Source organism: Rhizobium sp. 268, from assembly GCF_036571585.1.
GTDB classification, from domain to species: domain Bacteria; phylum Pseudomonadota; class Alphaproteobacteria; order Rhizobiales; family Rhizobiaceae; genus Rhizobium; species Rhizobium redzepovicii.
In genome coordinates this window covers 210596-223659 of record NZ_JAPPSO010000007.1, presented here as the reverse complement: position 1 = coordinate 223659, position 13064 = coordinate 210596, and the positions used below count along the sequence as shown (strand labels likewise).

13 protein-coding genes are annotated in these 13064 nt (G+C 61.7%); 11 read left to right on the top strand and 2 right to left on the bottom strand.

The window, feature by feature from the left end:
• Window positions 1-170: 170 nt before the first annotated feature.
• The 4 genes from OS035_RS15855 (at window position 171) to OS035_RS15840 (ending at window position 5722) form a co-directional block, all read left to right on the top strand.
• On the top strand, window positions 171-2045 hold the full coding sequence (locus tag OS035_RS15855; RefSeq protein ID WP_097629217.1) for a potassium/proton antiporter: 1875 nt from the start codon (window positions 171-173) through the stop codon (window positions 2043-2045).
• Window positions 2046-2114: 69 nt separating this feature from the next.
• Window positions 2115-3317, top strand: a complete 1203-nt coding sequence (locus tag OS035_RS15850; protein ID WP_183778672.1) for a phosphoglycerate kinase — start codon at window positions 2115-2117, stop codon at window positions 3315-3317.
• 314 nt (window positions 3318-3631) lie between these two features.
• Window positions 3632-4654: a class I fructose-bisphosphate aldolase gene (locus OS035_RS15845; RefSeq protein WP_331813859.1), complete on the top strand. Its 1023-nt coding sequence runs from the start codon at window positions 3632-3634 to the stop codon at window positions 4652-4654.
• Window positions 4655-4798: 144 nt separating this feature from the next.
• On the top strand, window positions 4799-5722 hold the full coding sequence (locus OS035_RS15840; protein WP_183854984.1) for a PhzF family phenazine biosynthesis protein: 924 nt from the start codon (window positions 4799-4801) through the stop codon (window positions 5720-5722).
• 22 nt (window positions 5723-5744) lie between these two features.
• Here the strand turns inward: OS035_RS15840 and OS035_RS15835 are convergent, their stop codons facing one another.
• Window positions 5745-5909, bottom strand: coding sequence for a hypothetical protein (locus OS035_RS15835; protein WP_183778669.1), 165 nt, complete (start codon window positions 5907-5909; stop codon window positions 5745-5747).
• A 173-nt stretch (window positions 5910-6082) separates the two neighbouring features.
• On the opposite strand from OS035_RS15835, the gene OS035_RS15830 reads away from it, so the two are divergent.
• The 3 genes from OS035_RS15830 to rcdA all read left to right on the top strand — a co-directional run bounded on the left by OS035_RS15830 (window position 6083) and on the right by rcdA (window position 8624).
• On the top strand, window positions 6083-7381 hold the full coding sequence (locus OS035_RS15830) for an MFS transporter (RefSeq protein ID WP_183854982.1): 1299 nt from the start codon (window positions 6083-6085) through the stop codon (window positions 7379-7381).
• Between the two features lie 146 nt (window positions 7382-7527).
• A complete protein-coding gene (locus OS035_RS15825; RefSeq protein ID WP_183854980.1) occupies window positions 7528-7719 on the top strand; it encodes a DUF1192 domain-containing protein in 192 nt (63 codons plus the stop codon).
• A gap of 389 nt (window positions 7720-8108) precedes the next feature.
• Window positions 8109-8624: a protease adaptor protein RcdA gene (gene rcdA, locus OS035_RS15820; RefSeq protein WP_003542804.1), complete on the top strand. Its 516-nt coding sequence runs from the start codon at window positions 8109-8111 to the stop codon at window positions 8622-8624.
• 138 nt (window positions 8625-8762) lie between these two features.
• Here the strand turns inward: rcdA and rpmE are convergent, their stop codons facing one another.
• Window positions 8763-8984, bottom strand: a complete 222-nt coding sequence (gene rpmE, locus OS035_RS15815; RefSeq protein ID WP_003566413.1) for a 50S ribosomal protein L31 — start codon at window positions 8982-8984, stop codon at window positions 8763-8765.
• Window positions 8985-9177: 193 nt separating this feature from the next.
• On the opposite strand from rpmE, the gene OS035_RS15810 reads away from it, so the two are divergent.
• The 4 genes from OS035_RS15810 (at window position 9178) to OS035_RS15795 (ending at window position 13059) form a co-directional block, all read left to right on the top strand.
• Entirely contained in the window at window positions 9178-10980 is a 1803-nt protein-coding gene (locus OS035_RS15810; RefSeq protein WP_183854978.1) for an ABC transporter transmembrane domain-containing protein, read from the top strand.
• Between the two features lie 137 nt (window positions 10981-11117).
• On the top strand, window positions 11118-12110 hold the full coding sequence (locus OS035_RS15805; protein ID WP_097629209.1) for a Bug family tripartite tricarboxylate transporter substrate binding protein: 993 nt from the start codon (window positions 11118-11120) through the stop codon (window positions 12108-12110).
• A gap of 155 nt (window positions 12111-12265) precedes the next feature.
• A complete protein-coding gene (locus tag OS035_RS15800; RefSeq protein WP_003566419.1) occupies window positions 12266-12454 on the top strand; it encodes a YegP family protein in 189 nt (62 codons plus the stop codon).
• Between the two features lie 266 nt (window positions 12455-12720).
• A complete protein-coding gene (locus OS035_RS15795; protein WP_097629208.1) occupies window positions 12721-13059 on the top strand; it encodes a YciI family protein in 339 nt (112 codons plus the stop codon).
• Window positions 13060-13064 lie beyond the last annotated feature (5 nt).

Genomic DNA, 13064 nt, shown 5'->3' with positions numbered 1-13064 from the left:
CAGCCGTTCAGCAGCATGATGCAGCATCGCGACGAGGTTAAGCCGCAAGGCCTACCCTTCTCTGGCGTTTTGCCGTTTACTGATGGGCCGCCGCGCGTGTGGAGGGGTTGGATGAAGACGGATCGGCCGGGTGGCCGTATTCGTGAAGCAGTCGATGGAAAGGGGTGGGCATGGAAGCGTTCTATATCGTGGTGCTGGTCTCGACGGCGCTCGTGCTTCTTGCCGCTTTTTCAAGCCTGCTCGCCTTCCGGTTCGGCGCCCCGCTGCTGCTGCTTTTCCTGATGATCGGGCTTGCCGCCGGCGTCGACGGCCTCGGCATCGAGTTCAGCAACAATTACCTCGCCTATATTCTCGGCTCCATCGCGCTCGCCGTCATCCTGTTTGATTCCGGCTTCGGCACGCCGATGCATGCCTTCCGGCTCGCGGCCGTGCCCTCGCTGGCGCTCGCCTCGGTCGGCGTGCTGATTACCGCCTCGCTCTTTGCCTTCGCCGCCATGTGGCTCTTGAACTTCACCTGGCTGGAAGGTCTGCTGCTCGGCTCGATCGTCGCCTCGACGGACGCCGCCGCCGTCTTCTTCCTGCTGCGCATCGGCGGCATCAACATCCGCGACAAGGTGCGCTCGACTCTGGAAGTCGAATCCGGCACCAACGACCCGATGGCGATTTTCCTGACCATCGCCCTTGTCGAGGTGCTGGCAAGCGGCGAGCGCTACGCCGGCATCAATATCGGCATGCTCGCCATGTTCGTCCAGCAGATGGGCCTCGGCGTCATTCTCGGCCTGCTCGGCGGCATGATGATCGTGCTGATCGTCAGCAAGCTCGACACCGATCGCGGTCTGACGCCGATCTTCGTGCTCGCGCTCGCTCTTCTCGTCTTCTCCTTCACCGGCGCCGTCGGCGGCAGCGGCTTCCTCGCCGTCTATGTCGCCGGCATTTACGCCGGAAACCGCAAGATGCAGGCGATCGGCACCATCAAGCGCTTCCAGGACGGCATGACCTGGCTGGCGCAGATCATCATGTTCCTGGTGCTCGGCCTGCTCGCCACGCCGTCGCAATTCCCGGTGATCATCGTGCCGGCCATTCTGCTTGCCCTCTTCCTGATCTTCGTCGCCCGGCCGCTGGCGATCTGGCTGTCGCTGCTCCCCTTCGATTACACGCAGCAGGAAATCGGCTTCGTTGCCTGGGTCGGCCTGCGCGGCGCCGTCTCCATTCTGCTTGCCATCATGCCGATCCTCGGCGGATTGGAAAACGGCCAGATCTATTTCAACACGGCCTTCATCATCGTGCTGGTCTCACTGCTCGTCCAGGGCTGGACGATCAAACCCGTCGCCAAGAAGCTCGGCCTGATCATTCCGCCCCGCATCGGCGCGGTCGACAAGGTCGAGGTCGACTTGCCGGGTGCTGCCAATCACGAACTGCTCTCCTACCGCGTCATCAAGGATAGTCCGGTGCTGCGCGGTGAGCGCATTCCGCGCTGGGCCACACCTTCGCTCGTCATCCGCGACGGAAAATCGATGCGCTATCAATATGCCGGGCGGCTGCGCGAGAACGATCTCGTCTATCTCTTCATCGTGCCGAGCTACTCCCGCCTTCTCGACCGGCTCTTCGCCAGCCGTGCGCCTGTCGATGAAGACGATGCCGAATTCTTCGGCGCCTTCGCGCTCTCGCCCGCCCGCCCCGCCGCCGATCTCGATGCCGCCTACGGTCCCGGCCTGCTAAACGAATCCGAAAAAGGCCTGACCATCGCCGAATTGATGCGGCAGCGCCTCGGCGGCAAGGCCGATTATGCCGACCGCGTCCGTCTCGGCTCGATCATCCTGATCGTCCGCGATCTCGATGAGCACGACCATGTCGCCTCCGTCGGCATGTCACTCGAAGCCGTCGAACCGGCCATCACGCTGCCGATCTTCATTAATCTCAAGGACATTATCGAGCGGATCCGCGACCGGTTGAAGGGGCGCCGGAGGCGAGAAGCGGCGGCCTCCGAAGCCGCTCCGAAAACAGCGGTCGGACGCGACGAAGGCACACACGAAAACGGTCGTTGAACGCCTTGCGTCTCGAATGATCCTTGCTATGGTCGGCGCAATTTCCGCCAACCAAGACTGGATCTCCCCATGCCTTCCTTCAAGACCCTCGACGATCTTTCCGACATCCGCGGCAAGCGCGTTCTCGTCCGCGTCGATCTCAACGTCCCGGTCAAGGACGGCAAGGTCACCGATACGACGCGCATCGAGCGTGTGGCGCCGACGATCCTCGAACTGTCCGAGAAGGGCGCCAAGGTAATCCTGCTGGCCCATTTCGGCCGGCCGAAGGACGGCCCGTCGCCTGAACTGTCGCTGTCGCTGATCGCCCCTTCCGTCGAGGAAGTACTGGATCATGCCGTGTCGACGGCCTCCGACTGCATCGGCGAGGCCGCCGCCTCCGCCGTCGCCGCGATGAATGACGGCGATATCCTGCTGCTGGAAAACACCCGTTTCCACAAGGGCGAGGAAAAGAACGATCCCGACTTCACCAAGGCGCTCGCCGCCAACGGCGACATCTATGTCAACGACGCCTTCTCCGCCGCCCACCGCGCCCATGCCTCCACCGAGGGGCTTGCACACCATCTGCCGGCCTATGCCGGCCGCACCATGCAGGCCGAGCTGGAGGCGCTGGAAAAGGGCCTGGGTGATCCCGCCCGCCCGGTGGTCGCAATTGTCGGCGGCGCCAAGGTCTCGACCAAGATCGACCTGCTGATGAACCTAGTGAAAAAGGTCGATGCGCTGGTCATCGGCGGCGGCATGGCCAATACCTTCATCGCCGCCCGGGGCACCAATGTCGGCAAATCGCTCTGCGAGCATGATCTCGCCGAAACCGCCAGGCAGATCATGATCGAGGCGGCGACATCAGGCTGCGCCATCATCCTGCCGGAAGACGGCGTGATTGCCCGCGAGTTCAAGGCGGGTGCCGCCAACGAGACGGTCGATATCGACGCCATTCCCGCCGATGCCATGGTACTCGATGTCGGCCCGAAATCCGTCCAAGCCATCAGCGCCTGGATCGAGCGCGCTTCGACCCTTGTCTGGAACGGCCCGCTCGGCGCCTTCGAGATCGAGCCCTTCGACGCCGCAACCGTCGGCGCCGCGAAATACGCAGCCGAGCGCACCGCGGCTGGCAAGCTCACCTCCGTTGCCGGCGGCGGCGACACGGTTTCTGCGCTGAACCACGCCGGCGTTGCCGACGATTTCACCTATGTCTCCACAGCCGGCGGCGCTTTCCTCGAATGGATGGAAGGCAAAGAGCTTCCCGGCGTCGCCGTCCTCAACGCCGCTCGGTAACCTGCCCCACGCATCGGCCCGACAATCGGGCCGATGCGTCCGTTTAAAATGTTGGCAGCGTCCTTTGCGCCCGCAAAAGGCGCGCGGCGCGGCAAGCCCGATTTGACAGGTTTTACATGTGGATAGACCGCGGCGGCGAAGAGCCTTTCGCGGTCTTTTGCTCACGCGTTGGAAAAATTCCCATTTTTTCAAACGATTGAATTGATTTCAATCGTTTCAGTGACTTAGGCTTCCATTTTCCTCTCTATAAACTTCTGTTATCGCCGTCCTATATTCTTAAACCGCCGATGTTTAATGCTGTGGAGAGAACGAGAATGAGCGAACGACTGGAAGACATTGCAGTGCAGATGGTTGCAGGCGGCCGGGGACTGCTTGCGGCAGATGAATCGACCTCCACCATCAAGAAGCGTTTCGATACGATCAACCTGGAATCGACCGAAAGCAGCCGCCGCGATTACCGCCAGATGCTCTTCCGCTCTGACGAGGCGATGAAGAAATATATCTCCGGCGTCATCCTGTTCGAAGAGACGCTTTTCCAGAAGGCCGCCGACGGCACGCCTTTCGTCGATATCATCCGCGCGGCCGGTTCCATTCCCGGCATCAAGGTCGACACCGGCGCCAAGCCGATGGCCAAATATCCGGGCGAAACAATCACCGAGGGCCTCGATGGTCTCGGCGAGCGCCTTGCCAAGTATTATGACGCCGGCGCCCGTTTCGCCAAGTGGCGCGGCGTCATCGCCATCTCCTCTTCGCTGCCGACCCGCGGCTCGGTCCGCGCCAACGCTCAGGCGCTTGCCCGCTATGCCGCCCTCTGCCAGGAGGCCAAGATCGTACCGATCGTCGAGCCGGAATGCCTGATGGACGGCAAGCCGGGCGACCACAACATCGACCGCTGCGCCGAAGTCACCGAAGCCACGCTGCGCGTCGTTTTTGAAGAACTGGCCGATGCCCGCGTCAGCCTCGAAGGCATGATCCTGAAGCCGAACATGGTCATCGACGGCAAGAACGCCCGCAAGGCCTCGGTCGAGGAAGTTGCCGAGCGCACTGTCCAAGTGCTGAAGCGCACGGTTCCGTCTGCTGTTCCCGGCATCGCCTTCCTTTCCGGCGGCCAGACCACGGAAGAAGCGACCGCGCATCTTTCCGCGATCAATGGTTTTGACCTGCCCTGGCTCGTCACCTTCTCCTATGGCCGCGCCCTGCAGGACAGCGCGCTCAAGGCCTGGAACGGCAAGCCTGAGAACGTCGCCGCCGGCCAGCGCGAGTTCACCCACCGCGCCGAGATGAACAGCCTCGCCGCCAAGGGCAGCTGGAAGAAGGACCTGGAAAAGGCCGCCTGATTTTTCGGCAGCCTTAACTCAGATGAAGAAGGGGCGGCAACACATCGTTGCCGCCCCTTCTTGCATTGTCACGGCGACAAGAAACCGGCTCGCCTCGCCGGAAAATCGTGATTATCCATAGCCGCAGCCGCAACAGGAGCCGCCATGGACACCCTCTCCTACGTCACCGTCGATGTCTTCACCTCCACCCGCTTCGAGGGCAATCCGCTTGCCGTCATCTCCGATGCGCGGGGCCTGAGCGATGCGGCGATGCAGAGGATCGCCACCGAGTTCAACTACTCCGAAGTCACCTTCGTCCTGCCGCCGGAAAATCCTGAAAATTCCGCCCGCGTGCGCATCTTCACCCCGACGATGGAAGTACCCTTCGCCGGCCATCCGAATGTAGGCACAGCCTATGTGCTCGGCCAGCAGGCGGAGATCTTCGGCAAGCCGGTCGGCGAGAAACTGCGCTTCGAGGAAAAGGCCGGCATCGTCGAGGTCAGCCTGAAACGCAACGGCGGAAGGGTCGCGGCAACAGCCATCCGCGCGCCGCAGCCGCTGACGGTCGGCAATACCATCGCCGAGGAAACCATCGCCCGCTGCGTCTCGCTCGAATCTCGCGCCGTCGTCACAACCACCCACGCTCCGGTCTTTGCCTCGGTCGGCCTGAACTTCGCCATTGCCGAAGTGGGCGGGCTTGAAGCGTTGGCAGCCGCCCGTCCCAACCTTGCCGGCTTCCAGGCGGCCGCCGGCCGCCAGACGACGAGCGGCCACGACTTCTCGCTCTTCGTCTATGCCAGAACATCCGAAAATCCGTGGCATATTCGCGCCCGGATGTTCGCACCGCTCGACAACGTGCCCGAGGACCCGGCAACCGGCAGCGCTTCAGCTGCGCTTGGCGCCTATCTTGTCTCACTTGCGCTGGACGCCGACATGAACGTCCGCATTACCGTCGAACAAGGCGTCGAAATGGGCCGGCGCAGTATCATCTCCCTCGATGTCTCGAAATTCCGCGGCACCGTCACCGATGTGGTCATCTCGGGCAGCTGTGTTCCCGTCATGCGCGGAGAAATCATCCTGCAGGACTGACGATCGCAGGCCGACGACAGGCCTACATCAGGAAATCGCGCAAAAGCAGGTCAACTGCCCAGATCCCGAAAGCGATCAGCGCCATCTTCCAGAAATCCGTCCGCCGCCTGAGGCCGGGGAGCCCGAGCGGCTTGATCAGCTGTATCGCCATGGCAAGGATGAGCAGCAAGGCTATCAGCTTTGTCATGCTTTATTTTTTCCATTTTTCGGAATGTCACAGGACGGACATTTTTCCGCGCCAACACAGGTGCTTCGCACGCCGTAAAGATATTCCGGGGCACAATCAATCATCTTGAGGCTGGGCTGACGCAGGTCATGCCTTATGTCCATTCCAATATCACTGAGACCGAGTCTGGGGAAATGAAGAGAAACCTTCTGTCCGTCGCCGCGCTGCTGTTTGGCACGCTCTTCCTTTTCATGGGCAACGGCCTGCAGGGCATCCTGCTTCCCGTCCGCGGCAATCTCGAAGGCTACGCCACCACGACGCTTGGCCTGCTCGGCACCTCATGGGCCGGGGGCTTCGTCATCGGTTGCCTGGTGGCGCCGAAACTGGTGCGCCGCGTCGGCCATGTCAGAGCCTTCTCCGGCTTCATCTCGATCATCGCCATCATCGCCCTGGTGAGCGGCATCATCATCCATCCGGTCTGGTGGGTGGTTCTGCGCGCCGTTACCGGCTTCTCGACCGCCGGCACCTCGATGATCATCGAAAGCTGGCTGAACGAGCGCGCCAGCAACGAGAGCCGCGGCGCGATCTTCTCGCTCTATATCGGCATCACGCTGCTCGGCGTCGTCGGCGGCCAGATGATGATCCCGCTCGAGGACGTGCGCACGCCGGTGCTGTTCATGATCTGCGGCATTTTTTATTGCATCGCCATGCTGCCGACAACGCTTTCGACCGCCGCTTCGCCACAGCCGCTGAAGGCTGTCCGCCTCGACCTGCCGGCGCTCTATCGCAATTCGCCGGTCTCCTGCCTCGGCATCCTGCTCGTCGGCATCGCCAACGGCGCCTATGGCACGCTCGGCGCCGTCTTCGGCGCCGGCGCCGGCCTCTCCGACACCAGCATCGCCATCATGATGAGCGCCACCATCTTCGCCGGCGCCATGATGCAGCTGCCCGCCGGCCGGCTTTCCGATCGTATCGACCGGCGCTATGTGCTCGCCGCCATGTCCAGCGTCGCCGCCCTTGCCGGCTTGCTGATCTTCATACTCCACCCGACGTCACCAGCCTTGCTGATCGGGCTCGTTGTCCTTTACGGCGCGGTCGCTAATACGCTCTATCCGATCGCCGTCGCCCATGCGAACGACTTCGCGGCATCGGAGGATTTCGTCAAGGTCTCCGGTGGCCTGCTGCTGCTCTACGGCATCGGCACGGTGATCGGCCCGACGATCGGCGGCCCCGTCATGTCGGTGATTACCCCGCATGCGCTTTTCCTCGTCACCGCCGTCGCTCACGTGCTGATCACCGTTTACGCCATTATCCGGAGCCGCATCCGCGCCGCCGTCCCGGCCAGCGATCGCGACGCCTATACGACGATCCCGACCGGCACCTCGCCGATGCTGACGCCGCAGAGCATGTCGCTTGCCGATCGCGGCGCAGGCAAAGCGGCTGAAACTGGCAAATCTCCCGAAAGCGGCGATCCTGCTGTAAAGTTCGGCTAATGCATGTCGCCCGGAGCTGTGCAGCGGTTCCGGGATAACGATCTGCGTAAAACAAGGGACTAAAGGATGAATTTAGCCCGGATCGGCCTAAATTCCGATTCCGTACCTTTCGGCATGATGCTCCAGGCAGTAATGGAGGAGAACCCATGAGCTTCATCGATGACGACCGGCCGCAGAAGAAGATAGCCCACGAGATCGGTTCCGATCTCTCCATGCTTTCGGTGGATGAGTTAAAGGCGCGGGTGGATTTGCTGAAGGCGGAGATCGCCCGTCTCGAAGCCGAGGCCACCCGCAAGGCCTCCGGACGGCAGGCAGCGGAAAGTTTCTTCCGCTCGTGATCCGATAAACCCCAAAAAACAAGGCTATAGGCGGATAAATGAACCCGCCTCAAGTCTTAGTTCGGCACAATGTTAATAAAATATTAAGCTTTATAAGATATTACTGTACTCATCCGGATTTTCTCTGGATCTCAGACAGTTTTCCAAGCGGTGAATTGGTCTGATTTTTCTCCCTGTTTTACCTTGAGAGCCGCTTTTGCGGCTCTTCTTTTTCCTTGTGCCCGGCGCTTCTCCACGAAACTGTGGAGATTAACCCTTTCTTAAGAAACGGCTTGCGCATTTGGGCTAATGATACCATCTTAAAGTCATAAAGACCGGGCTCGGAAACTTTTCCGTCGGTGCCCGCGTTACCTGAACATATGTAGCTGCGTGCAACAGGGACTATTGCGATGTCGGAAGTTGGATTGAACACGATCAGTTTTGCAGGTCGCGCCGCTGCATCCTCGCAGTTCAAGGCACTTTATGCGGAAGGCATGTCGCTGGTCGAAGAGACCGCCGCCTATCTCGACGGCCAGGGCCGCGCCGCGTCCAAGGTTCTGCCGCGGATGGCCTCGGTTCTCTACGCCGCAGAATCGATGCGTCTCACCACCCGTCTAATGCAGATGGCCTCCTGGCTGCTGCTGCAGCGCGCCGTCAACAATGGCGAAATGTCCCGTGACCAGGTGCTGGCCGAGAAGAACAAGGTTCGCCTCGACGGCTTCAACGTCGACCGCGCCGCGCCCGGCTGGGGCGACCTGCCGGAATCCTTCCGCGACCTCGTCGAGCGCTCGCTGCGTCTGCAGAACCGTATCGCTTTGCTCGATCGCGAGATCTACCGCCCGTCCGAAGCCGTGATCGTTCACGACAATCAAAACAGCGTCCAGGCCCAGCTTTCCCTGCTGCAGACCGCCTTCGGCAACAACTGACCAGATCTGCGGGAATTCCATACAAACCGGCCGCGTCCGACGCGGCCGGTTTTTCTTTGCCTGAAAACGCCCCTTCCCGACAACGCAAAAAAGCCCGGCAAAACCGGGCTCTTTTCGAATTCCATCGAGCAGAAGGGATTAGAGGCCGAGGCCGCCGAAACGCTTGTTAAACTTGGAAACGCGGCCGCCGCGGTCCATGAGCTGCTGGTTGCCGCCGGTCCAGGCCGGGTGCGACTTGGAATCGATTTCGAGGTTCATGACAGCGCCTTCCGAACCCCAGGTCGAACGGGTTTCGTATTCGGTGCCATCGGTCATGACCACCTTGATCATGTGATAGTCGGGATGGATGCCTGCCTTCATAACAATCTTCCTGCGATACCAGAGTTCAATTTGCCGCATGCAGTTGCGGCCACCGAACCGATTGAATAAATGAAGCCGCAGTCGTGATGGCTACGGCTTCCCATTAGGATGGCGTGCCTATACATGAAGGGCGCCTAGATAACAAGAGCCAACAGGCCGCATTGCGCGGGGCCTGAGGGCGATCGGAGACAATTTGGCAGAGCAGGCACGGGCTGAGGAAAACAAAAGGCGGTCGCTACGGCCGCTCGGTAGGCTGATGCCCTACGTCATGCGTTATCGCGGCCTGGTGGCCGGTGCGCTGACGTCGCTGGCGCTTGCCGCCATCACGTCGCTGGCGCTGCCGCTCGCCGTGCGTCGCATGATTGACCACGGCTTCACCCAGTCCGACGGCCGCTTCATCAACAGCTACTTCGCCATGCTGATGATCATGGCCGTCGTGCTCGCTGTCGCAAGCGCACTGCGCTATTATTTTGTCATCACCATCGGCGAGCGCATTGTCGCCGATCTTCGCCGCGATGTCTTTTCTCATGTGACAAGGCTGTCGCCATCCTTCTTCGACGTCAACCAGTCCGGCGAGATCGTCTCGCGCCTGACCGCCGATACAACGCAGATTAAATCCGCCGTTGGCGCCACGGCCTCGGTGGCGCTCAGAAACCTCATCCTCTGTATCGGCGCGATGGGTATGATGATCGTCACCTCGCCGAAGCTTTCGAGCCTCGTCATCGGGGCGATCCCGCTGATCGTCTTCCCGCTCGTCGCTTTCGGCCGCTCGGTGCGCAAGCGCTCCCGCGCCGCCCAGGATACGCTCGCCAATGCCTCCGCCTTCGCCAACGAGACGATCGCCGCGACCCGCACCGTCCAGGCCTTCAACGGCGAGGATGCCGCAGCGACACGCTACGGCAGCGCCGTTGAATCCGCCTATGAAGCGGCCCGTGCCGCCATCCGCTCGCGCGCGCTGCTGACCGGGATCGCCATCACGCTGATCTTCGGCAGCGTCGTCGCCGTGCTCTGGGTCGGCGCCCACAACGTGCTTGCCGGCACGCTTTCGGCCGGCACGCTGGGCCAGTTCCTGCTCTATGCCGTCATCTCTGCCGGTTCGCTAGGCGCCTTGTCGGAGGTCTGGAGCGAACTCTCGCAGGCAGCCGGCGCCGCCGACCGGCTGACCGAGCTTCTCGACGAAGTCTCGCCGATCGCCGCCCCCGACCATCCGCAGGTTCTTCCTTCGCCCGGCCTTGGCCGCGTCGAATTTTCCGACGTGCATTTTGCCTATCCCTCGCGCCCCGGCAAATCGGCGCTGCATGGCTTGAGCTTGACCATTGCGCCGGGCGAGACCGTTGCCATTGTCGGCCCTTCCGGCGCCGGCAAGAGCACCGTCTTTTCGCTGCTTCTGCGTTTCTACGATCCGCAACAAGGCAGCGTGACGATCGATGGTGTCGACGCGCAGCTGACGACCCCCGAAGAACTGCGCCGGCGCATAGCCATCGTGCCGCAGGATGTCACTATCTTTGCCGCCTCGATCTATGACAACATCGCCTTCGGTCGTCCCGGAGCCTCGCGAGACGAGGTCCGCGCCGCAGCCCTTGCCGCCCAGGCCGACGAGTTCATCACGCGGCTGGATCAGGGTTATGAGACCGAGGTCGGCGAACGCGGCATTACGCTCTCCGGCGGCCAGCGCCAACGCATCGCCATCGCTCGTGCCATCCTGAAGAACGCGCCCGTGCTGCTGCTCGACGAGGCCACGTCGGCGCTGGATGCGGAAAGCGAGACCCTGGTGCAAAAGGCGCTCGACGGCCTTGTCGACGGCCGCACGACGCTCGTCATCGCCCATCGCCTGGCAACCGTATTGAAGGCCGACCGCATCCTCGTGATGGATCAGGGCCGCGTCGTCGAGGAAGGCACCCATCAGAGCCTGATCCGCCACGGCGGCATCTATGCACGATTGGCGCGGCTGCAATTCGATGCCGCCAACGAGGATGTGCTCGCCGCCGCGAAATAGGCGGCCATCCGCTTCTCCGCGACTAAAGTCTGACCCCTCACGCGCCAGCCCACGGTTGTCATTCGCGTCTTCCGCCCTACCCTCTTCATGCCCCGGGGTGGGGATATCGCTGTTGAGATTCTTGGGAGGAGATAGGAATGGCGCCTTTCGATATGACGCGACGTGCGAGCCTTGCGCTCGGCTTCGGTATGCTTGCGGCCTTTGCATCAGGCGCATCCGCCGCTGCTGCCGATTTTCCCGATCGCGCGATCACCATGGTCGTGCCGTTTGCGGCCGGTGGCTCGACCGATGTCGTTGCGCGCATCGTCGCGCAGAAGATGTCGGAGGATCTGGGCCAGCAGGTGATCGTTCAGAACGTCGCCGGTGCCGGCGGCAATCTCGGCGCCGGTAACGTCGCCCGCGCCGAACCCGACGGCTACACGATTCTGATGGGCACTGTCGCGACCCACGCGCTCAATCCGCTGATCCTCAAATCGACCCCCTATGATCCCGAGAAGGATTTCGCGCCGGTCTCGCTGCTCGTCGTCGTGCCGAACGTGCTGGTCGTCAATCCGGAATTGCCGGCAAAGACCGTGCCGGAGCTGATCGCGCTGCTGAAGGCCGAGCCCGACAAATACAGCTATGCCTCGTCTGGCAACGGCACGCCGCTGCATCTGTCCGGCGAACTTTTCAAATCCATGGCCGGCGTCAGCATGCAGCATATTCCCTATAAGGGCGCTGGCCCGGCCTTGAATGACGTCATCGGCAATCAGGTGCCGATCATGTTCGACAACCTGCCCTCGTCATCGAGCCATATCAAGGCCGGCACTTTGCGGGCGCTGGCGGTGACCACGGCCGCGCGCGCGCCCTCCTTCCCCGATGTGCCGACGGTCGCCGAGTCAGGCATACCGGGTTACGAGACCTATACCTGGAATGCGCTTTTCGCCCCGGCCAAGACGCCGAACGAGGTGGTGATGCGTCTCAACGCCTCGGCCAACAAAGCGCTTAAAGACCCGGCCGTTGCCGAACGGATGAAAGAATTCAGCGCCACCATCGTCGGCTCGACGCCGGATGAACTCGCCGCCCATGTCAAGGCCGAGCTCGCCAAATGGGGACCGGTGGTCAAGGGCGCGAACATCCAGATGGAATGACGTCGGCGGCGCAGACCCCTCCGGTTGCGTCCCTGGGAACGGCGACAATTGGACGCCGAGCATCCAATTCTAATTAAGGCAGTGGAAAAGCTCGCCATTTTGATCTAGCCTCCCTAACGCTGATGGTTGCAATTCAGCGTTTCGGGAGACATCCAATGTATAAATTCGAAGTTTATAAGGATAAGGCCGGCGAGTTCCGCTTCCGCTTCAAGGCATCGAACGGGGAAACCATGTTCCTTTCCGAAGGCTACAAGGCGAAGGCGTCCGCCATGAGTGCCATCGAATCGATCAAGAAGAACACGCCAAGCGCTGACGTCGTCGACCAGACGAAGGCCGAGGCCTGAGCAAAATGGCGGCGGCGGCGTAAAGCGCCGCCCTGCCTCTCCGCGCGCCGATGAGCGATGCGGCACCTCGCGCCCGGCCTGTTTCCTTGTGATCTCCGCGCCATTTTTCTTTTTTGCAGATTTCTTGAAAACCATGTCGAAATGACCGCTGGTCGCGCCTCATTGTCTCGGAACGGCTGAACCGCTCCACCGGGCGTCACGGCTTTCGGAATATTCCCGATATGGCGATGCCCGGATCAACGCCACAAAGAGATCAGGAGTTTCCCATGCAATATGCTCTCATCATTCGCGAAGCCGCCGAGGATTTCGCCAACCGCAGCGATCCCGCCTATCGCGACGGCTGGGTCGCCTACAGCAAGGCGCTTGCCCAGGCAGGGATCATGACCGGCGGAGCCGGGCTGACGGCACCGGAGACCGGTACGATCGTGCGCCGCAAAGGCGAGGATCACGACGTTCAGGACGGCCCATATCCGGAAGGCAAGGAACAGCTCGGCGGTTTCTATCTGATCGAAGTCCCCAACATGGACACCGCGCTCGAATGGGCAACACGCGTTCCGATCTCCGACAGGGGTTCGGTCGAGGTGCGTCCGCGCCTGCAAATGTGAAACGG

What these genes read in the sequence shown, in the direction of transcription:
- OS035_RS15855 (WP_097629217.1), top strand. Translation starts at nt 171, where the DNA reads ATGGAAGCGTTCTATATCGTGGTGCTGGTCTCGACGGCGCTCGTGCTT.
- OS035_RS15850 (WP_183778672.1), top strand. Translation starts at nt 2,115, where the DNA reads ATGCCTTCCTTCAAGACCCTCGACGATCTTTCCGACATCCGCGGCAAG.
- OS035_RS15845 (WP_331813859.1), top strand. Translation starts at nt 3,632, where the DNA reads ATGAGCGAACGACTGGAAGACATTGCAGTGCAGATGGTTGCAGGCGGC.
- OS035_RS15840 (WP_183854984.1), top strand. Translation starts at nt 4,799, where the DNA reads ATGGACACCCTCTCCTACGTCACCGTCGATGTCTTCACCTCCACCCGC.
- OS035_RS15835 (WP_183778669.1), bottom strand. Translation starts at nt 5,909, where the DNA reads ATGACAAAGCTGATAGCCTTGCTGCTCATCCTTGCCATGGCGATACAG.
- OS035_RS15830 (WP_183854982.1), top strand. Translation starts at nt 6,083, where the DNA reads ATGAAGAGAAACCTTCTGTCCGTCGCCGCGCTGCTGTTTGGCACGCTC.
- OS035_RS15825 (WP_183854980.1), top strand. Translation starts at nt 7,528, where the DNA reads ATGAGCTTCATCGATGACGACCGGCCGCAGAAGAAGATAGCCCACGAG.
- rcdA (WP_003542804.1), top strand. Translation starts at nt 8,109, where the DNA reads ATGTCGGAAGTTGGATTGAACACGATCAGTTTTGCAGGTCGCGCCGCT.
- rpmE (WP_003566413.1), bottom strand. Translation starts at nt 8,984, where the DNA reads ATGAAGGCAGGCATCCATCCCGACTATCACATGATCAAGGTGGTCATG.
- OS035_RS15805 (WP_097629209.1), top strand. Translation starts at nt 11,118, where the DNA reads ATGGCGCCTTTCGATATGACGCGACGTGCGAGCCTTGCGCTCGGCTTC.
- OS035_RS15800 (WP_003566419.1), top strand. Translation starts at nt 12,266, where the DNA reads ATGTATAAATTCGAAGTTTATAAGGATAAGGCCGGCGAGTTCCGCTTC.
- OS035_RS15795 (WP_097629208.1), top strand. Translation starts at nt 12,721, where the DNA reads ATGCAATATGCTCTCATCATTCGCGAAGCCGCCGAGGATTTCGCCAAC.